At 59.9% G+C, this 19537-nt stretch carries 19 protein-coding genes; 14 read left to right on the top strand and 5 right to left on the bottom strand.

Annotation, left to right across the window (positions count from 1 at the left end; genetic code table 11):
• Positions 1-95: 95 nt before the first annotated feature.
• Entirely contained in the window at positions 96-992 is an 897-nt protein-coding gene (gene yghU, locus RBH10_RS06290) for a glutathione-dependent disulfide-bond oxidoreductase (RefSeq protein WP_281037788.1), read from the bottom strand.
• A 90-nt stretch (positions 993-1082) separates the two neighbouring features.
• Positions 1083-2615 (bottom strand): acyl-CoA carboxylase subunit beta, encoded by a 1533-nt coding sequence (locus RBH10_RS06285; RefSeq protein ID WP_281037789.1) that lies wholly within the window; start codon positions 2613-2615, stop codon positions 1083-1085.
• 118 nt (positions 2616-2733) lie between these two features.
• Between RBH10_RS06285 and RBH10_RS06280 the strand changes: the two genes are divergently transcribed.
• On the top strand, positions 2734-4152 hold the full coding sequence (locus RBH10_RS06280) for an XRE family transcriptional regulator (RefSeq protein WP_281037790.1): 1419 nt from the start codon (positions 2734-2736) through the stop codon (positions 4150-4152).
• 15 nt (positions 4153-4167) lie between these two features.
• On the opposite strand, the gene RBH10_RS06275 is transcribed toward RBH10_RS06280, so the two are convergent.
• Positions 4168-4815, bottom strand: a complete 648-nt coding sequence (locus RBH10_RS06275) for a DNA-3-methyladenine glycosylase (protein ID WP_281037791.1) — start codon at positions 4813-4815, stop codon at positions 4168-4170.
• A gap of 72 nt (positions 4816-4887) precedes the next feature.
• Here RBH10_RS06275 and gluQRS point away from each other — a divergent pair, with 72 nt between their 5' ends.
• A complete protein-coding gene (gene gluQRS, locus RBH10_RS06270) occupies positions 4888-5772 on the top strand; it encodes a tRNA glutamyl-Q(34) synthetase GluQRS (RefSeq protein WP_281037849.1) in 885 nt (294 codons plus the stop codon).
• Here gluQRS and RBH10_RS06265 read toward each other — a convergent pair.
• Positions 5740-6657, bottom strand: coding sequence for a YihY/virulence factor BrkB family protein (locus tag RBH10_RS06265; RefSeq protein WP_306180470.1), 918 nt, complete (start codon positions 6655-6657; stop codon positions 5740-5742). The two genes, gluQRS and RBH10_RS06265, sit on opposite strands and share 33 nt — an antisense overlap.
• A 182-nt stretch (positions 6658-6839) precedes the next feature.
• Between RBH10_RS06265 and RBH10_RS06260 the strand changes: the two genes are divergently transcribed.
• The 8 genes from RBH10_RS06260 to RBH10_RS06225 all read left to right on the top strand — a co-directional run bounded on the left by RBH10_RS06260 (position 6840) and on the right by RBH10_RS06225 (position 12946).
• Entirely contained in the window at positions 6840-7673 is an 834-nt protein-coding gene (locus tag RBH10_RS06260; protein WP_281037792.1) for an SDR family oxidoreductase, read from the top strand.
• A 15-nt stretch (positions 7674-7688) separates the two neighbouring features.
• Positions 7689-7886: a twin transmembrane helix small protein gene (locus RBH10_RS06255; RefSeq protein WP_004445622.1), complete on the top strand. Its 198-nt coding sequence runs from the start codon at positions 7689-7691 to the stop codon at positions 7884-7886.
• Position 7887: 1 nt separating this feature from the next.
• Entirely contained in the window at positions 7888-8466 is a 579-nt protein-coding gene (locus tag RBH10_RS06250) for a cob(I)yrinic acid a,c-diamide adenosyltransferase (RefSeq protein WP_281037793.1), read from the top strand.
• Positions 8467-8498: 32 nt separating this feature from the next.
• Positions 8499-9272, top strand: a complete 774-nt coding sequence (locus RBH10_RS06245) for a rhomboid family intramembrane serine protease (RefSeq protein WP_281037794.1) — start codon at positions 8499-8501, stop codon at positions 9270-9272.
• 182 nt (positions 9273-9454) lie between these two features.
• Positions 9455-10201: an electron transfer flavoprotein subunit beta/FixA family protein gene (locus RBH10_RS06240; RefSeq protein WP_174003415.1), complete on the top strand. Its 747-nt coding sequence runs from the start codon at positions 9455-9457 to the stop codon at positions 10199-10201.
• Between the two features lie 25 nt (positions 10202-10226).
• The gene (locus RBH10_RS06235) at positions 10227-11156 is read left to right on the top strand and encodes an electron transfer flavoprotein subunit alpha/FixB family protein (protein ID WP_045018953.1); all 930 of its coding nucleotides are present in this window, start codon (positions 10227-10229) and stop codon (positions 11154-11156) included.
• Between the two features lie 116 nt (positions 11157-11272).
• Complete coding sequence (locus RBH10_RS06230) at positions 11273-12154, top strand: 3-hydroxybutyryl-CoA dehydrogenase (protein ID WP_045018955.1); 882 nt, start codon at positions 11273-11275, stop codon at positions 12152-12154.
• A gap of 135 nt (positions 12155-12289) precedes the next feature.
• Positions 12290-12946, top strand: a complete 657-nt coding sequence (locus RBH10_RS06225; protein WP_281037795.1) for a hypothetical protein — start codon at positions 12290-12292, stop codon at positions 12944-12946.
• A gap of 22 nt (positions 12947-12968) precedes the next feature.
• Here RBH10_RS06225 and RBH10_RS06220 read toward each other — a convergent pair whose 3' ends face one another.
• The gene (locus RBH10_RS06220; protein WP_281037796.1) at positions 12969-13631 is read right to left on the bottom strand and encodes a TlpA disulfide reductase family protein; all 663 of its coding nucleotides are present in this window, start codon (positions 13629-13631) and stop codon (positions 12969-12971) included.
• Positions 13632-13655: 24 nt separating this feature from the next.
• Here RBH10_RS06220 and argH point away from each other — a divergent pair, with 24 nt between their 5' ends.
• The 4 genes from argH to RBH10_RS06200 all read left to right on the top strand — a co-directional run bounded on the left by argH (position 13656) and on the right by RBH10_RS06200 (position 19488).
• Positions 13656-15056 (top strand): argininosuccinate lyase, encoded by a 1401-nt coding sequence (argH, locus tag RBH10_RS06215; RefSeq protein WP_281037797.1) that lies wholly within the window; start codon positions 13656-13658, stop codon positions 15054-15056.
• Positions 15057-15150: 94 nt separating this feature from the next.
• The gene (locus RBH10_RS06210; protein ID WP_020809890.1) at positions 15151-15354 is read left to right on the top strand and encodes a lipoprotein; all 204 of its coding nucleotides are present in this window, start codon (positions 15151-15153) and stop codon (positions 15352-15354) included.
• A 13-nt stretch (positions 15355-15367) separates the two neighbouring features.
• On the top strand, positions 15368-16636 hold the full coding sequence (gene lysA / locus RBH10_RS06205) for a diaminopimelate decarboxylase (protein WP_281037798.1): 1269 nt from the start codon (positions 15368-15370) through the stop codon (positions 16634-16636).
• A gap of 167 nt (positions 16637-16803) precedes the next feature.
• The gene (locus RBH10_RS06200) at positions 16804-19488 is read left to right on the top strand and encodes a TIGR02302 family protein (protein WP_281037799.1); all 2685 of its coding nucleotides are present in this window, start codon (positions 16804-16806) and stop codon (positions 19486-19488) included.
• The last annotated feature ends 49 nt before the right edge of the window (positions 19489-19537 follow it).

Here is a 19537-nt window from a genome sequence, read left to right as displayed (position 1 = left end):
AGCGGGTCCGCTTTTACGTCCGGATAATGCGTAAATTCAAATAATTAGAGCGCTTTCATGGTCCTATTAAAACCAGAAGCGCTCTACTCTTTTCGTTATTCCTTGCCGATTTTGTCTTGCGTCTTCTGCTCGAAGTCGGAGGCATCGTGGCGTTCATGCAATTGTTCGGACGGATCGCCCGAGGTTTTGTTGACGATCACACCGCGTTTCACCGCAGGGCGTTCGCCGATTTCAAGCGTCCAGCGCATGAGGTTCTTATAACCATCCGCTTCAAGGAAAGCACCGGCATCGCCATAGGCCTGACCGAGCGCGATCTTGCCGTACCAGGGCCAGACAGCCATGTCGGCAATCGTATATTCCGAACCTGCCAGATAGCGGTTGTCGGCGAGATGACGGTCAAGCACGTCAAGCTGGCGTTTCACTTCCATGGCGTAACGGTCGATAGCGTATTTGATCTTGATCGGCGCATAAGCGAAGAAATGGCCGAAACCGCCACCGAGGAAGGGGGCGGAACCCATCTGCCAGAACAGCCAGTTCAGCGCCTGCGTGCGGGCATTGCCCTCTTTCGGCAGGAAGGCGCCGAATTTTTCCGCGAGGTAGACGAGGATCGAGCCGCTTTCGAAAACCCGGGTCGGCTCAGGTGTCGAATGGTCCATCAGTGCCGGAATCTTGGAATTCGGATTGACGCCGACGAAACCGGAACCGAACTGGTCGCCTTCGCCGATCCTGATCAGCCATGCGTCATATTCGGCGCCCTTGTGGCCGGCGGCCAGCAATTCTTCCAGCATGATCGAGACCTTCTGGCCGTTCGGCGTCGCCAGCGAATAAAGCTGCAACGGATGTTTGCCGACCGGCAGTTCCTTGTCATGGGTGGGACCGGCGATCGGGCGGTTGATATTGGCGAACTGGCCGCCATTGCCCTTGTCCCAGGTCCAGACCTTGGGCACTTCGTAACCGGCGGGGAAATTATCTGCGGAGGAGTTCTCGGCCATAAAAATCAGTCCTTGTGCGTTTCGGGAGGGCACCGAAGGTCGGGCGCCTGAACAAACATATAGTAAGGTGGCCGAAGCATTTTTCCAGTCTCAGAGCGGAATAGTGTCGTGTTTCTTCCAGCGGGTCTCGACGTTCTTGCCGCGCAGCGAGGCAAAGGCCCGGGCGATGCGGCGGCGTGAGGAATGCGGCATGATTACCTCATCGATGAAACCGCGCTCTGCCGCCACGAAAGGATTGGCGAAACGCTCCTCATATTCCCTGGTGCGCGCGGCGATCTTTTCCGGATCGGAAAGCTCGGAACGATAGAGGATTTCAGCCGCACCCTTAGCGCCCATGACAGCGATTTCCGCCGTCGGCCAGGCATAGTTCACATCCGCACCGATGTGCTTCGAGGCCATCACGTCATAAGCGCCGCCATAGGCCTTGCGGGTAATCAGCGTCACCATCGGCACCGTCGCCTCCGAATAGGCAAACAGCAATTTCGCGCCATGCTTGATGACGCCGCCAAATTCCTGCGCCGTTCCGGGCAGGAAACCGGGCACATCCACCAGCGTCAGCAGCGGAATGTTGAAGGCATCGCAGAAACGCACGAAGCGGGCGGCCTTGCGCGAACTGTCGATATCAAGGCACCCCGCCAGCACCATCGGCTGGTTGGCGACGACCCCCACCGTCTGACCTTCCAGACGCATGAAACCGGTGATGATGTTTCTCGCGAAAGCCTCCTGCAACTCGAAGAAATCACCCTCGTCGGCCAGCGCGTGGATCAATTCCTTCATGTCGTAGGGCTTGTTGGAACTGTCGGGGATCAGCGTATCGAGACGCGCTTCCAGCCGCGCGGGATCGTCATGAAACGGCCGGACCGGCGGTTTTTCGCGATTGTTCAGCGGCAGAAAATCGAACAGCAGCCGCACATGCTCGAGCGTCTCGATGTCGTTTTCATAAGCGCCATCGGCAACGGAGGATTTTTTGGTGTGGGTGGAGGCACCGCCCAGCTCTTCGGCCGTGACGATCTCGTTGGTCACGGTTTTAACCACATCCGGCCCGGTCACGAACATGTAGGAGGTGTCGCGCACCATGAAGATGAAATCGGTCATGGCAGGCGAATAGACAGCGCCACCGGCACACGGTCCCATGATGACGGAGATTTGCGGCACGACGCCGGACGCGATGACATTGCGCTTGAACACATCGGCATAACCGCCGAGCGAGGCGACACCCTCTTGAATACGCGCGCCGCCGCTGTCGTTGAGCCCGATCACCGGCGCGCCGTTGCGCACCGCCATATCCATGATCTTGCAGATCTTCTGGGCATGGGTTTCCGAAAGTGAGCCGCCGAGCACGGTGAAATCCTGCGAAAACAAATAGACCTGCCGGCCATTGATGGTGCCCCAGCCGGTAACGACGCCATCGCCCGCCACCTTCTGTTCCGCCATGCCGAAATCCACCGCCCGGTGGGTAACGTACATGTCGTATTCCTCGAAGGAACCTTCATCCAGAAGCACATCGATGCGCTCGCGCGCCGTCAGCTTGCCCTTGGCATGCTGCGCATCAATGCGCTTGACGCCGCCGCCCAGCCGCGCTTCGTCGCGGCGCGTCTGCAATTGCTCCAGAATGCTGGGCATGTTTCCTCCATGCGTTTCCTCAAAATCAATAGCTTAGAAAACATTCGCCTAGAAGCCTTGATCGTGCGCGTATGCGTGCCATAAATATTTGCAATATTTAATTTTGCAAAGTTGCAACATGGCGACGGAAAAACTCTTCATCGGCCGCAAGGTCCGCGGCCTTCGCGAAAACGCCCGCGCCACGCAGGCGCAGTTTGCCGAACGGCTGGGCATCTCGGCCAGTTACCTGAACCAGATCGAAAACAATCAGCGCCCCGTTTCCGCCAGCGTTCTGGTGACGCTGGTGGAAAAATTCCAGCTAGACATGGCGGAACTGGCGACGGGTGAAAGCGACCGGCTGGTTTCCGCCGTGCGTGAGGCCCTGAAAGACCCGCTGTTCATGAATTACGAGCCGGGGCTTCAAGAGCTGAAGCTGATAGCCCAGAACGCACCGGGTTTTGCCCATGCGCTTTTGCGCGCCCATCAGGCTTACAGGCAAAACAGCGAGCAACTGGTGCAGCTGGACGACAGGTTGGGCCGTGGAACCGCGCAGGTGGAAAGAACGCCCTATGAGGAGGTGCGTGACTTCTTCCACTTCGTCGACAATTACGTCGACGACATCGATCGTCTGGCGGAGGAGCTTGCGGACGAGTTGGAGATAGACGGTAGCGAGACCTATGGCGTTCTCGCGGCCCATCTGCGCAGCCGTTACGGTGTCCACATCACCAGAACGGAGGCGGCCGGCGGATTGATCCGGCATTTCGATCCGGCCGGCAAAACACTGGCGCTCAGTTCCTACCTCGCTGCACCGACCCGCTGTTTTCAGCTGGCGCTTCAGATTGCCCAGCTTCATGCGGGAGCGACGGTGGACAGAGTGCTGGCCGCCGCCGGTTTCCGCAGCGCGGAAGCCGCGGAAATCTGTCGCATCGGCCTTTACAATTATTTCGCCGCCGCGCTGATCCTGCCCTATGGCCAATTTCACCGGGCCGCGCAGGAATTGCGCCATGATCTGGAACTTCTAGCCGTGCGCTTCGGCGCAAGCCTCGAACAGGTGGCCCACAGGCTCAGCACCCTGCAACGACCGGGCATGAAAGGCGTACCAATCTTTTTCGCCAAGATCGACCGTGCCGGTAACATCACCAAACGCCACAGCGCCACGCGGCTTCAATTTGCCCGTTTCGGCGCGGCCTGTCCGCTCTGGAACATCCATCAGGCCTTCGAAAGCTCCGACAGGATCGTGCGGCAGCTGGCGGAAACGCCTGATGGCGTGCGCTACCTTTCCATCGCCACGCAGATTGAAAAAGCGGGTGCCGGTTTCAACGCGGACAGGCCACGTTATGCCATCGCGCTCGGCTGCGAAATTTCCCATGCGCAGAATTTCGTCTATGCCGATACGCTCGATCTCACCAATACCGCCTCCTTCAAGCCGATCGGCGTTTCCTGCCGGGTCTGTGAAAGGGTCGATTGCGTGCAGCGCGCCGTGCCGCCGCTGAAACGCAGGCTGCATGTCGATCATCTCTCACGCGGGGCCCTGCCCTACCGGATCGCAGACTTCTAGCGCCGCGCGGCCATATCAGGGCAGCGGCACCATCGCGCGCCGCATGATATTTGCATAATAGCCCCAGAACAGCCGGGCGGCGACGGAGCGCCAGGGCGTCCAGAGTTCCGCCCGCTCCGCCAGCCATTTCGCATCCGGCCGGGCTTCCAGCGAAAGCGCGTGGCCCACCGCAGCCCGCAGCGCCACATCCCCGACAGGGAAAATATCCGGGTGACCACCGCAAAACATCAGATAAACTTCCGCCGTCCACGGCCCGATACCGCGAAGCGCCACCAGTTCGGAAAGGGCAACACCCGCCTCCCTGCGCACCACGCCATCAAGATCGATCTGCCCTTCCGTAACCGCGCGCGCCAGCCCTTCCAGCGTCGCCGCCTTGGCACGCGAAAGGCCGAAAGTGGCGCGCAACTCCCCCGGTGCGCCGAGATAATTTTCCGCCGTGACCACGCCGCCTGTGCCGGCAAGGATACGTGCCCATATGGCGTTAGCGCTGGCGCGCGACACCATCTGCGACACGACGATATGGGCAAGGCCGGCAAAACCGGGCTCGTGAATGCGCAACTCCAGCGGACCGGCTTTCTCGATAATAAGGCTAAGAGCCGGGTCGAGGCGGGCAAGATGCTCCAGACCTTCGCTGATATCGTCGAGGCCCCTGATGATTTTCATGTCCGCACAGTCCATATTCTCGTTGGCCCGGCACCGGGTGGCGAGGCGCTTCAAAACATGGCAGAAGAAACCATGCCTTCGCCCATCCGTCAAAAACCGGTTTATCGTTTTGCGCCGAGCCCCAATGGCTCCCTGCATCTGGGCCATGCGCTCTCCGCTTTCCTGAACCATGATATGGCGCGGGAAAATGGCGGACGCTTTCTGCTGCGCATCGAGGATATCGACCAGACGCGCTGCAGCCCGGAGCTGGAGCAGGCGATCTATGATGATCTCGGCTGGCTGGAACTGGACTGGGAAAAACCGGTGCGGCGGCAATCGGAACATTTCGATGAATATCGCGCAGCACTGGACCGGCTGGTCGAAGCGGGCCTCGCCTATCCTGCCTTCTTGAGCCGGGGTGAGACGAAAGCCGTCGTCAGGGCCTTCGAGGCAGAGGGTGGACTCTGGCCGCGCGATCCCGATGGCGCTCCGCTTTATCCGGCGATCGACCGGCAAAGGCCGACAGCAGAACGGGTGGCACTGTTGGCGTCAGGCAGACAGCACGCCTGGCGGCTCGACATGGAAAAGGCGATCCACACCGTGGGCGGCAAGCTGTTCTGGCGCGAAAGTGGCGACGGGGAGACCGGAGAGATCGAAGCCTTGCCGGCGCTCTGGGGCGATGTGGTGCTGTCACGCTCCGATGCACCCTCGAGCTATCATCTTTCCGTGGTGGTGGATGACGCGTTACAGGGCATCACCCATGTGGTGCGCGGCATGGATCTGTTCCACGCAACCGCCATTCACCGGCTGCTGCAAGAACTGCTGGGCCTGCCGCAACCCGCCTATCACCACCACCGGCTGATTTTGGGCGCGGATGGGCGCAAGCTTTCAAAAAGCGAAGGCAGCACCGGCCTTTCCTCTCTTCGCGCCGAAGGAAAAACGCCGTCAGATATCCGCCGGCTTGTCGGCCTCGTCTAGAACCTGCCCGCGGCGCGCGCTGCTACCGCCGATATTGCGGCGGATGATCTGCCGGACCTTGTATTTCATCAGGGCGGCATTCACCTCCGCACCCAGCATGAAGATGACGCCCACCATGTAAAGAAACACCAGCACCACCATGACCGAGGCAAGACCGGCATAGGTTGCGGCATAATTTGCGAAGGTGGAAAGGTAATAGGCAAAGATCGCGGCACCGATGACCCAGAAGATCAGTGTCAGCAGAATTCCGGGCCAGACATCCCAGATGCGGCGTTTGCCGGCCGGAAGCCACAGATGCGCCGCCACCAGACCGGCCGTCAGCATGACGATGGTGCCATAAAGGCCAAGGCTGGAAACCGTATTCAGCGCGTCAGTCAGCCAGGGAAACCGCTGCTCGGCAAAGGACATGGCAACAGGTACGGCAACGAGCACGATGCTGATGCCGGTAAACACAATGACAGCGATCAGCACATAAAGCAGGCTGAGCAGGCGGGTAATGTACCACCAGCGCGTTTCGGTGACGCGATAGGCGCGGTTGAGCGAGATCTGCAGCGCCTCCACGCCGTTCGAGGCAAAATATGCAGCTGCCAGTACGGAGATCGTCAGCAGCCCGCCGCGTGGAATCGTCAGCACCTGCTGCACCTGCGCCGCAAGCGGCCCGGCGATCGCTTCCGGCCAGGTATCGAAAATCAGATGCACCGCCGTTTCGGAAAACTGGTCGGCGCCAAGAAAACCGGCCAGAGCCGTGCCGAAGATCAGGAACGGGAACAGCGCCAGCAGAATGGAAAGCGCCATATGGCTCGCCATCGCCCAGCCGTCATCCTCAGCGAAATGGGAATAGGCATCGAAGGCAACCTTGCCTGCCAGGCGCACTGCGGCAACCATGTCACCTCCATTCATCGGCATTTCATTTGTAACTTCGCCCCGAATATGGGAAATCACCTCTGCTTTGTACAGCGCACAAACCCGCCTTTCGGTTCCCGACTGGGTACAGATTTTGCGCAATGCAATTTTCACGGGCCGGACCATCGGGCCAGAGCAACATTCGGCTTTCCGGAGCGGCATAGATGCCTGAAAAACCCGTCATCATCATTACCGGATGTTCCTCGGGCATCGGCGCCCATTGCGCCGGCGCACTCCACCGCGACGGCTGGCGGGTGTTCGCCACCGTGCGGCGCATCGTCGATATGGCGGCGCTCGAAAATCAGGGTATCGAAACCCTGATCATGGATTACACCAAGCCGGAAACCATCGCCGCCCTGATAGACACGGTCGCCGCCAGAACCGGAGGCCGCATCGACGCGCTCTTCAACAACGGCGCCTATGGCCAGCCGGGCGCGGTGGAGGATTTGCCTGTCGAGGTACTGCGGCAGCAATTCGAAACCAACGTCTTCGGCTGGCACGATCTGACGCGGCGGGTCATTCCCTTCATGCGCAAGCGCGGTTCAGGGCGCATCGTGCATTGCTCCTCCATTCTCGGCCTCGTTCCCTATCGTTATCGTGGTGCCTATACCGCATCGAAATTCGCGATCGAAGGGCTAGGCGTCACCCTGCGCATGGAGCTTCAGGGCAGCGGCATCCATGTAAGCCTGATCGAACCCGGCCCGATCACCTCGAAATTCACCACGACGGCACTTGCCCATGTCAGGGACAAGATCGATCTCGAGAACTCGGCCCATGCGGCGGAATACAAACGTCAGCTGGCGCGCATGGATGGATCAGGCCCGGTCAACCGTCACAAGCTCGGCCCCGAGGCCGTTTATACCGTGCTGAAACACGCCCTGACTGCCGCAAAGCCGAAACCGCATTATCCCGTTACCGTTCCAGCCAAACAGGGGCTGTTGCTGAAACGGCTCTTGCCTGCCGGACTGTTCTATCGTCTGCTGCGCAGATTCGATTGAGGAGGAGTATCCCGCATGTCCGGCTTCACTACCGTTCTGGCCCTTATCGTCATGGGCCTCGTTGTCATCGTGCTGATACGAGGCCTTTTCAACATGTTGAAAGGCCAGGACGCCAACCGCTCCAACAAGCTGATGCAGCTTCGCCTTCTCCTGCAGGCCATCGCCATCGCGCTGATCATGCTGACGCTGTGGCTCACCGGCGGCGGCCGCTGACATGGTGAAGCTGAACAAGATCTACACCCGCACCGGTGACAAAGGCACGACGGCGCTGGTTTCCGGCCCGCGCCGCCTGAAGCACGATCTTCGCGTCGAGGCCTATGGCACGGTGGACGAGACGAATTCGGCGATCGGCGTGGCGCGGCTTCATACAGGTGGGCTGGAAAAGCTTGATGCCATGCTGTTCCGCATCCAGAACGACCTTTTCGACCTCGGCGCCGATCTCGCCACCCCGGAAACCGATGAGCCGCCGGCCTACGAGCCGCTGCGCATTGTCGAAAGCCAGGTCACCCGGTTGGAAAACGAAATCGACGACCTCAACGCCACACTCGAACCGCTGACCTCCTTCGTGCTGCCGGGCGGCAATGCGGCGGCGGCCAACCTGCACCTGGCGCGCACCATCTGCCGACGGGCGGAGCGGCTGATGGTGGAACTTTCGGTCACCGAGGCCGAGATCGTCAGCCCGGCTGCCATCAAATATGCCAACCGCCTGTCCGACTTCCTGTTCGTTGCCGCCCGTTTCGCCAATGATGCCGGCAAGGCAGACATATTGTGGGTTCCCGGCAAGAACCGCTAAAGCGCACCGGTTGCGCAAACGAAGGGCATTCGATGTTCATACCGCTGCACGATGCGAATTCCCTCAAACACATCCGGCTGCAATATGTCACAATCAGCCTGATCGTGGTCAATGTGCTGGTCTGGCTGTTCACCGGCGTGTTTGCCAGCGATGTGCAGGCCAATGCCGCGGCACTCGGCCTCGGTTTCATTCCGGCTGTTGTGTTCGATTACGCCTATCTGGAGCCCGCCTTGCAGGTGGTGCCGGATGATCTGACCGTCGTCACCTATGCGTTCCTGCACCTGGATTTCTGGCATCTGGCGGGGAACATGCTATTTCTGTGGGTCTTCGGCGACAATGTCGAGGATGCGCTCGGCCATTTCCGTTTCCTGATCTTTTACATCGCCTGCGCCATTGCCGGCGCGCTGTTGCACGGCTTCGTCGCGCCCACATCGGAAGGGCCATTGATCGGCGCATCGGGCGCGGTTTCCGGCGTCGTCGCGGCCTATTTCCTCCTGCATCCCAAGGTGCGCGTCTGGGTGCTGGTATTCATGCGCATTCCGCTTCCCCTGCCCGCCTTCATTCCGCTGGCGCTGTGGATCGGCCAGCAGTTCCTGATGCTGGCGCTCGGGCTGGAGGAAAACGTGTCCTGGGGCGCGCATGTCGGCGGTATATTGGCGGGTGCCGTAATGGTGATTTTCATGCGCAGGCCGGGCGTTCCCCTGTTCGACCGCACTATTGTTCCGCCGAGGGCGGCGCAGTTCAAGAATCCGTCGCAAACGGCAGGGTTGTCGCAAATCGAACGGGGCTATGACGGGAGCAGATGAGCCCGTGACGAAGAGATAATTTATTTACGTTAACGTCAACGTAAGATATGCCTTGCGTGCATGTGATAATGAACATTGCTCCGTTGTGTTTGCGGGAAAAATGCTTATCCATGTCGCCAACCTGTTTTTGGAGGTCCGCGCGGTTCATCGCCTCGCGGACAGGAGTTTGAGGAAAACCGCCGATGAAGATCCTTGTCCCAGTCAAACGAGTTGTTGATTACAACGTCAAGATCCGTGTGAAATCGGATGGTTCGGGCGTTGAGCTTGCAAATGTGAAGATGTCGATGAACCCGTTCGACGAAATCTCGGTGGAAGAGGCTCTGCGGCTGAAAGAAGCCGGCAAGGCCGAAGAAGTCGTGGTCGTGTCGATCGGCCCGGCCAAGGCGGAAGAGACGCTGCGCACCGCGCTCGCCATGGGTGCCGACCGCGCCATCCTGATAGAGACCGACGAAACGGTCGAACCGCTCGCTGTCGCCAAGCTCCTGAAGGGCGTGGCGGAAGCCGAACAGCCCGGCCTCGTCATCGTTGGCAAGCAGGCAATCGACGACGACAGCAACCAGACCGGCCAGATGCTGGCCGCCCTTCTCGGCTGGGGCCAGGGCACCTTCGCCTCCAAGGTCGTACCATCCGACGGCAAGGTCGCTGTGACCCGCGAAGTCGATGGCGGTTTGCAGACGGTTGAACTTAAGCTTCCGGCCGTCGTCACCACCGATCTTCGCCTGAACGAACCGCGTTACGCCTCGCTGCCGAACATCATGAAGGCAAAGAAGAAGCCGCTCGACAAGAAGACCCCGGCCGATTTCGGCGTCGATGTCACGCCGCGTCTGAAGGTGCTGAAGACCGAGGAGCCTGCGGGCCGCAAGGCCGGCATCAAGGTCGGCTCGGTAGCCGAACTCGTCGAAAAGCTCAAAGCCGACGGCGTCCTCTAAGGTTTCGGAAAAGGGAGATTACATCATGGCCATTCTTCTTCTGGCAGAACACGACAACGCAACCCTTTCCGACCTGACGGCGAAGACGCTGACGGCGGCAACACAAATCGGCGGCGACGTGCATGTGCTCGTTGCCGGTTCTGGCGCAAAGGGTGCCGCAGACGCGGCGGCGAAGCTTTCCGGCGTTGCCAAGGTACTGCTTGCCGACGACGCATCCTATGCCAACGCGCTCGCCGAGCCGCTGGCCGCGTTGATCGTTTCGCTCGCACCCTCCTATGACGTCATCATCGCGCCGGCCACCGCATCGGCCAAGAACGTCACTCCGCGCGTGGCGGCTCTTCTCGACGTAGCCCAGATCTCGGAAATCATCGAGGTCGTCAGCCCGGATACGTTCAAGCGCCCGATCTATGCCGGCAACGCCATCCAGACGGTGCAGGCAAGCGACGCCAAGAAGGTCATCACCGTGCGCCCGACCGCTTTTGCGGCCGCCGCTGAAGGCGGTTCGGCACCGGTTGAGGCGATCGGCGCTGCCGAAAACCCCGGCGTTTCCGTTTTCGTGTCCGACGCGCTGGCCTCTTCCGACCGGCCGGAACTGACATCTGCGAAGATCATCATCTCGGGCGGCCGTGCACTCGGCTCCTCGGAGAAGTTCCGCGAAGTGATCCTGCCGGTTGCCGACAAGCTCGGTGCCGCCGTTGGCGCATCGCGTGCGGCAGTCGATGCCGGTTATGCGCCGAACGACTGGCAGGTCGGTCAGACCGGCAAGGTCGTGGCACCGCAGCTTTACATCGCTGCCGGCATTTCGGGCGCCATCCAGCATCTGGCCGGCATGAAGGATAGCAAGGTCATAGTTGCCATCAACAAGGACGAGGAAGCGCCGATCTTCCAGGTTGCCGATTATGGCCTCGTCGCGGACCTGTTCGAGGCTCTGCCGGAACTCCAGAAGGCACTGTGATTTTAAGCAGTTAACCAAAGGCGGCGCGTTTTTTGAACGCGCCGCCTTCTCTTTGCGGCGATATGCGTAACATCGCCGCAAATGACGCAGATGAAATCCCACGAGGAGACCAGCATATGACCGCCCCCTTTAAAAACATCGGTATCATCGGAGCCGGTCAAATGGGTTGCGGCATCGCGCATGTTTCCGCCTTGGCCGGTTACAAGGTCCATATTTACGATCTTTCCAAGGATGGCATCGAAGCCGGCCTTGCCACGATCAACGGCAATCTTGCCCGCCAGGTTACCAACGGCAAGCTTTCCGACGACGCCCGCAAAGAGGCGCTCGCGCTCATCAGCGGCTCGACGGATATCAACGATCTGGCGCCGATGGATCTGGTGATCGAGGCTGCGACCGAAAACGAGGAAATCAAGCGCAAGATTTATGCGCAGGTCTGCCCGGTGTTGAAGCCCGAGGCGCTTTTGGCCACCAACACCTCTTCGCTCTCCATCACCCGCCTTGCATCAGCGACCGACCGCCCCGAACAATTCATGGGCATCCACTTCATGAACCCGGTGCCTGTCATGAAGCTGGTGGAGTTGGTGCGCGGCATCGCCACCAACGAAAAGACCTTTGACGCGGCAAAGGACTATGTGCGGACGCTGGAAAAGGCGATCACCGTCGCCGAGGATTTTCCGGCTTTCATCGTCAACCGCATCCTGCTGCCGATGATCAACGAGGCAATCTATACGCTGTACGAGGGCGTCGGTTCGGTGGAAGCCATCGACACCGCCATGCGGCTCGGCGCCAACCATCCGATGGGACCGTTGCAGCTTGCCGACTTCATCGGTCTCGACACCTGTTTGTCGATCATGCAGGTGCTGCATGACGGTCTGGCCGACAGCAAATACCGCCCCTGCCCGCTGCTGGTCAAATATGTCGAGGCCGGCTGGCTCGGCCGCAAATCCGGCCGCGGCTTTTACGACTATCGCGGCGAGACGCCGGTTCCGACACGTTGATCCTTTGATTGCTGTCCTCTTCACACAACACAACTGTCGTTCAGGCCAAAATGCAATCTATGCGATCATTAAGTAAGTAGACGCGCAATGCGCGCAAACCCCAAAGTCACAACTGTGATTCTTTTGGGGGCTTTCATGAAAATTTATATTGCGATGTCTGTTGTTGCCATTCTCGCTACCGGCTGTGTTTCGGAAAATCCGCGGGAAATAGTCAGAAGGGCAGGCTATCTCACGACCGTTCCGCCCAGCACCAACTACGGCCCAGGCAACATCGTCTGGAAAAAGATCAATCGGTATAACGACAAAGACGATGTCTCTCTTGGTTACATATGCTCTCCAGAATATGTGAAACTTCCCGGAACGCCTGAAAAAGGAACGGGAGAAATCAACGATTTCGGACGCAAGAAAGATTTTTCCTTCAACGGAGACAATCTCCAGAAACTTGGTTTTTCAACCAGCGCACAATATGTGAGCAACCTGACAATCAAGTTCAGCAATATCGAGTATCTTGAATACGGCCTCGATAAACTCGAAGCCATCGAAAAAGATCTCGGGCCGGAGTGCCGAAACATTCTCCGCAAACAGCGGAAAAAGCAAAACGCGCATATCGTGCGTTCTGCTTTCAAGGCAGATCTGGACTACTCTATTACCTACAAAGCATCGACCAACGCTTCCATCAAGGCCGCAGTCCTGAAGGAAATTGAAGCCGGCTTCGGCATCACTCTGGAAGGTAATCAGGGGCGTGTTGGCCGAGGTCTCTATTATGGCGTGTCAATCGACCCACTGTACTGACCTCGAGAGGAGATATCGGCAGTCATCTGACTGCCGATATCAACGCCTTGGCATCCTCGCTGTCCCAGGCTGCCGGGCCGTTCATGGCCGCAAGCAGGCAGCCTTTTTCGTCCAGAAGCAACGTCGCGGGAAGGCCGAAGGCCAGCCCTTCTTTTTTCAGCACGTTAAAGACGCCCATGGAACTGTCGCGATAGAGCTTCAGCGCATCGATCTTGTATTCGTCCATGAAGGCTTTCGGTTTTTCATCTGCGCCGGTGTCGATATTGACAGCTACGACCTCAAAGCCGTCGTTGCCCTTTTCCTTCTCGAGTGCGTTCAGCGCAGGCATTTCTTCCCGGCACGGCACACACCAGGTGGCCCACAGGTTGAGGAGAACCGCCTTACCCTTGAGATCGGCAAGCGACATGTCCGACCCTTGCGGCCCCTTGAAGGACAGCGGGATGACGCGCGGTGTATCCGTGGCCGACATGGCCGCCACCTGGCCTTTCAGAAGGGGTTTCAGCGAGGCGATGCGGTTTGCCGCACCCTCACATAAACCGCCCTCGGCAACCGCTGCCCCTTGAACCAGGCTCTCAGACCCAATATGCCTGAACCAGACCGCACCCGCGCCGAACACGACACCGGCAACGGCAGCAATTGCAACCAATCTGGCGGAAGGAAGCCTGAACGGCCTTTTTTCTGTCATCGAATACTCCAAGGCACTGAGAACATGGCTGACGGCACAGATCAGAAATCCTCCAACCAGATGTGGGGCGGACGTTTCGCTTCCGGCCCCTCAGCCATCATGGAAGAGATAAATGCCTCCATCGGCTTCGACAAGAAGCTTTATGCCCAGGACATCCGCGGCTCAATCGCGCACTCCACCATGCTGGCGGAAAAAGGCATTATTTCGCAGGAAGATAAAGACAAGATCGTTCACGGCCTGAACACGATCCTGTCAGAAATCAAAGCCGGCACCTTCGAATTCTCGCGCAAGCTCGAAGACATTCACATGAACATCGAAGCGCGCCTTGCAACCCTCATCGGTACGGCAGCCGGCCGCCTGCACACCGCCCGTTCGCGCAACGACCAGGTGGCGCTCGATTTCCGCCTCTGGGTGAAGGAAGAGCTGCAAAAGACCGAGGGCATGCTGACGGCGCTTATCGCCGCCTTCCTCGATCGCGCCGAAGAAAATGCCGATACGGTCATGCCCGGCTTCACTCATCTGCAGACCGCGCAGCCCGTCACCTTCGGCCATCATTGCATGGCTTACGTGGAAATGTTCGGCCGTGACCGCGCCCGCGTGCGCCACGCCATCGAGCATCTGGATGAAAGCCCGATCGGTGCCGCTGCCCTTGCCGGCACCGGCTACCCCATCGACCGCCACATGACGGCAAAGGCGCTTGGCTTCCGCGAGCCAACCCGCAACTCCATCGACACCGTATCCGACCGCGATTTTGCGCTGGAGTTCCTGTCGATCGCCTCGATCTGCGCCACGCATTTGTCGCGTCTCGCCGAAGAAATCGTCATCTGGTCGACGCCGCAATTCGGTTTCATCCGCCTGTCGGACGCTTTTTCCACCGGCTCGTCAATCATGCCGCAGAAGAAGAACCCCGACGCCGCCGAACTGGTGCGCGCCAAGACCGGCCGCATCAACGGCTCGCTGGTAGCACTTCTGACTGTCATGAAGGGTCTGCCGCTCGCCTATTCCAAGGACATGCAGGAAGACAAGGAACAGGTTTTCGATTCCGCCGAAAGCCTGGAACTGGCGATTGCCGCCATGACCGGCATGATCCGCGACCTCGAAGTCCGCAAGGACCGCATGCGCGCGGCGGCCGGTTCGGGATACTCCACCGCCACCGATCTCGCCGACTGGCTGGTGCGTGAGGCGGGCCTGCCCTTCCGCGACGCCCACCATGTGACCGGCAATGCCGTAGCGCTGGCGGAAAAGAAGGGCTGCGATCTGGCCGATCTTTCGCTCGAGGATTTGCAGGCGATCCACCCCGCCATCACCAGTGGCGTTTTCGACGTTCTTTCGGTCGAGGCATCGGTTGCCAGCCGCGTGAGCTTCGGCGGCACCGCCCCTTCGGAAGTGAAGAAGCAGATCGCCTGGTGGCGCGGACGTAACTGATAAATTCGCGTTACGCTGCGATCACAAGAAACAGGGTGCACAAGCGCCCTGTTTTTCGTTATCAGAGAGGCACATATTTCCTTTGGACAGGCTCATGCTTTCAAAAACCGCGCGCAAACTCATCGTTCCCATCGGCATGACGCTCGCCGTCAGCCTCGCTCTCAGTGCCTGCGGGCGAAAAGGCGATATCGATCCGCCGAGCACGCCGGTTGAAATGCGCAACAAACGCAATGCCGACGGAACGGAAACGAAACCGGCAACGGCGGAACGGCCCTTCATCCTCGACAAGCTTCTCTGACGGATAAAAAACCGTGAACCATTTTGGCTATATCGACGGCGTGCTGCACGCCGAAAACGTGCCCGTGCCTGAGATCGCCAAGGCGGTCGGCACACCATTCTATGTCTATTCCACCGCGACGCTGGAGCGCCATTACAAGGTGTTTTCCGGTGCTTTCGCGGATGTGGACGCCATGGTCTGTTACGCCATGAAGGCCAATTCCAATCAGGCGGTGCTGAAGACGCTGGCGAAACTCGGCGCTGGCATCGACGTGGTCTCCGGCGGCGAATTGCGCCGGGCGCTCGGCGCCGGCGTGCCGGCAAGCCGCATCATGTTTTCCGGCGTCGGCAAGACGGTGGCGGAAATGGATTACGCGCTGGATGCCGGCATCTACTGCTTCAACATCGAGTCCGAGCCGGAGCTGGAAGTCCTCAACCTGCGCGCCGTCAAGGCCGGTAAAAGGGCGCATGTTTCCTTCCGCATCAATCCTGACGTGGATGCGCGCACCCACGCCAAGATTTCCACCGGCAAGAAGGAAAACAAGTTCGGCATTTCCTATGAGCGTGCCCGTGCGGTCTACGCCCATGCCGCCACCTTGCCCGGTATCGAAGTTACTGGCATCGACATGCATATCGGCAGCCAGATCACCGAATTGCAGCCTTTCGAGGATGCCTTCCGGCTGCTGCGCGAACTGGTGGAGTCCCTGCGCACTGACGGACATAAGATCAGCCACGTCGATATCGGCGGTGGCCTCGGCATCCCCTATCGGGAAGACAACAACCCGCCGCCGTTGCCGGATGCCTATGCGCATATCGTCAAGAACGAGCTGAAAAGCCTCAATTGCAAGATCATCACCGAGCCCGGACGCCTGATCGTCGGCAATGCCGGTATTCTGGTGACGGAAGTGATCTATGTGAAGGATGGCGGCGAAAAGAACTTCGTAATCGTCGATGGTGCGATGAACGACCTCATTCGTCCGACGCTTTATGAGGCCTATCACGGCATCCGCCCGGTGGTGCAGCCTGCCGAGGACACACCGCGTATCAAGGCGGATATTGTCGGCCCCGTTTGCGAGACCGGTGACTATCTGGCACTGGACCGCGAGATGGCCGCACCGCAGCCGGGTGATCTGATCGCCGTCAGCTCCGCCGGTGCTTATGGCGCCGTGCAGGCAGGCACCTATAATTCGCGCCTGCTGGTGCCGGAAGTGCTGGTAAAGGGCGACAAGTTCCACGTCATCCGCCCGCGCGGCACCTATGAGGAACTGATCGCTCTCGATTCCGTACCCGCCTGGCTCGATTGATCCTGCCCAATTGATCACAATTGAGCGAAGCTGCCTAAAAAATGGGGGTGAGCATCCGCTTGCCCTCGTCTTCGCCACAAAGAATGTTATCCTTGCCCCTCAGAATACAAGCAGCTCGCCGTTCCGGGAATGGCGTTTGACGTGGCCAGAACCGGGAGAACGGATTGATGACCACAGCCGGAGAGGACAGGACAGGCAGAAAGCGCCCGACCGGCGCATTCGCGCAGCGGCCAGACCTTGCCCGCCGGGTTGCGGCTAAACGCTTCTTCGCAAAAATCGTGCTGTTTTCGGAAAGGGTAGCGCCGAAGACCCTGTGGCCGCTCTCCATCGCCGCCGTATTTCTCGTGCTCGCCTGGTTCGGCCTCTACCGGCACATGCCTGACTTCCTGCGGCTTGGCATTGTTTTCCTGCTGGTTTTCGGTTTCATCAGCACCATTATGCCGATCGTCCGGTTGAAATGGCCGACGGATAATGATGCTTCGCGTCTTCTGGAAGAGCGCAACGGTCTGGCGCACCAGCCGGTCGGCGTGCAGGAAGACGAACCGGCCTTCGACACACCCATTTCCCGCGCTTTGTGGAAAGAACACCAGATCCGCATGGCGGAACGGATCGCCGCGCTCAATGCCGGTCTGCCGAAACCCGATATCGCCCGTTACGACCGCTCGGCATTACGCGCCATTCCGGCCCTTTTTCTGGTCGCCGCCTTCGGTTTTTCCTATTCCAATGGTGCAGGCACGATTGCGGATGCCTTCCGCAGCCGGCCGGCCGTCGGTCCGCTCAATCCCGATATCCGTCTCGACGCCTGGGTGACGCCGCCCGCCTATACCGGCCGCGCCCCGATCTTCCTGACCGGACGCGATGCGACCGGCCGCGACGCGGTTTCCGTGCCGCAATCCTCCAAACTGACGATCCGCATGACGGGTGGCGATGGTGGCGAGGAAGTGACCTTCGAGCCTGAGACCGCCGGCGCCCTGCAAAAGCTTGCTCCCGAGGCGACGCGTGCCGACAGCGCAAGTGGCGATGTGGCCGTTCAGACCGAAAAGCGCGCGCCGGATCAACCTGTCACGCCGCGCACCTTTGCCATGGATGTTACCGAAAGCGGCATGATCACCGCCAACGGCGAACAATGGGTGTTCAACGTCATCCCCGACCAGCCACCGACCATCGCCTTCGACAATATGCCGCGCCGCGCCGTCAACGGCGCACTGGAGGTGGGTTTCACCGCCAAGGACGATTATGGCATCAAGGAAGCCCATGCCATCATCGAGCCGCTTGGCGTTGCGCAGGGTGCGACAGCACTTTACCCGCCGCCGGAATTTAAGCTCGATCTCCCGCGTCAGAACAATCGCGAGATCAAGGGCCTGACCAGCCGCAACCTGACCGAACACCCGATGGCAGGCAAACGCGTGCGCATCACGCTGGTGGCAACTGATGGTGCCGGCCAGACCGGCCGCAGCCCCGCGCATGAAATGGTGCTGCCGGGGCGCAACTTCTCCGAACCGCTGGCGGCTGCCGTTGCCGAACAGCGGCAGATCTTCTCTCTGGACACACGCCAGATGCCGAAGGCGATCGCCTATAACGAGGCGGTGGGTCTGCGCCCGGAAGAAACCATTCCCAACACCACGCATTATCTCCTGCTGCAATCGGCGCAGACCCGCATGCGGCTCGCCTATAATCAGGAGATGCTGAAGAATACCGCAGACTATCTCTGGGAGATCGCGCTCGGCATCGAGGATGGCGATCTTTCGCAGGCGGAAAAACGCCTGCGCGATGCGCAGACCGCGCTTTCCGAGGCGCTTCAGCGCAGTGCCTCCGACCAGGAGATTGCCAAGCTGATGCAGGAACTGCGCGAGGCGATGCAGCAGTTCATGAGCGAGCTTGCACAGCGCATGCAGAATGCGCCGCAAGCCAACATGAACCAACAGGCGCAAAACGTTCTCCGCCAGCGCGATCTGGAAAACATGATGAACCAGATCGAGAACCTCGCCCGCTCCGGCAATCGCGACGCGGCGCAGGAAATGCTCTCGCAACTGCAACGGATGATGAACAATCTGCAGGCAGGGCGCCCGCAACGTCAGGGCCAGCAGGGGCAGCAACAGAGCAGCAAGATGCGCCAGCAGATCGACAAGTTGGGCGAAATCTTGCAACAGCAGCAGAAGCTGATGGACGAGACTTTCAAGCTCGACCAGGCCCTGCGCGACCGCATGCAGCGCGGCGACCCGCAGGATGGCGGCGAAGGCGAAGACCCGCAGATGGGCGAAAACGGCCAGCAGCCGCAACAGGGCCAGCAGGGCGAGAACAGCCAGCAAGGCGGACAGCCCAACGACCAGATGACCGCCGAACAATTGCGCGAGGCGCTGAAAAACCTGCGGGCGCAGCAGGATGCGCTCGGCAAGCAGCTCGGCGAATTGCAGCAGGGCCTTCGCGATCTCGGCATGGAACCGGGTGAAAACTTTGGCAAGGCGCAGCAGGAAATGCAGGGCGCCGGCGAAGCGCTGGGCAAGAGCCAGGGTGAACAGGCCGTCGAAGGCCAGGGCAATGCGCTGAACGCGTTGCGCCAGGGCGCACAGGACATGATGGGCCAGATCATGCAGGCCATGCGCCAGCAGGGCCAGCAGCCCGGACAGGGACAGGAAGGCATGGCGGGTCAGGGCGGCCAGAACGGCCGCGACCCGCTCGGCCGTCCCCGCAGCACGACCGGCCCGGATTTTGGCGATCAGGTGAAGGTGCCGGACGAAATCGACGTGCAGCGCGCCCGCGAAATTCTCGAAGCCATCCGCGAAAAACTCGGCAACAACCCGCCCGACGAAGTCGAACGGCACTATCTGGAGCGGTTGCTGGATATCAAGTGAGGATAGGGGCGGCCATTCCTGGCGATCCGGCCTGTTTAACCTCGCGCCT

The sequence above is a fragment of the Rhizobium sp. AN73 genome, assembly GCF_030757975.1.
Classification (GTDB): domain Bacteria; phylum Pseudomonadota; class Alphaproteobacteria; order Rhizobiales; family Rhizobiaceae; genus Agrobacterium; species Agrobacterium arsenijevicii.
The sequence above is the reverse complement of the archived record's forward strand: the minus strand, read 5'-3'. Positions and strand labels throughout refer to the sequence as shown.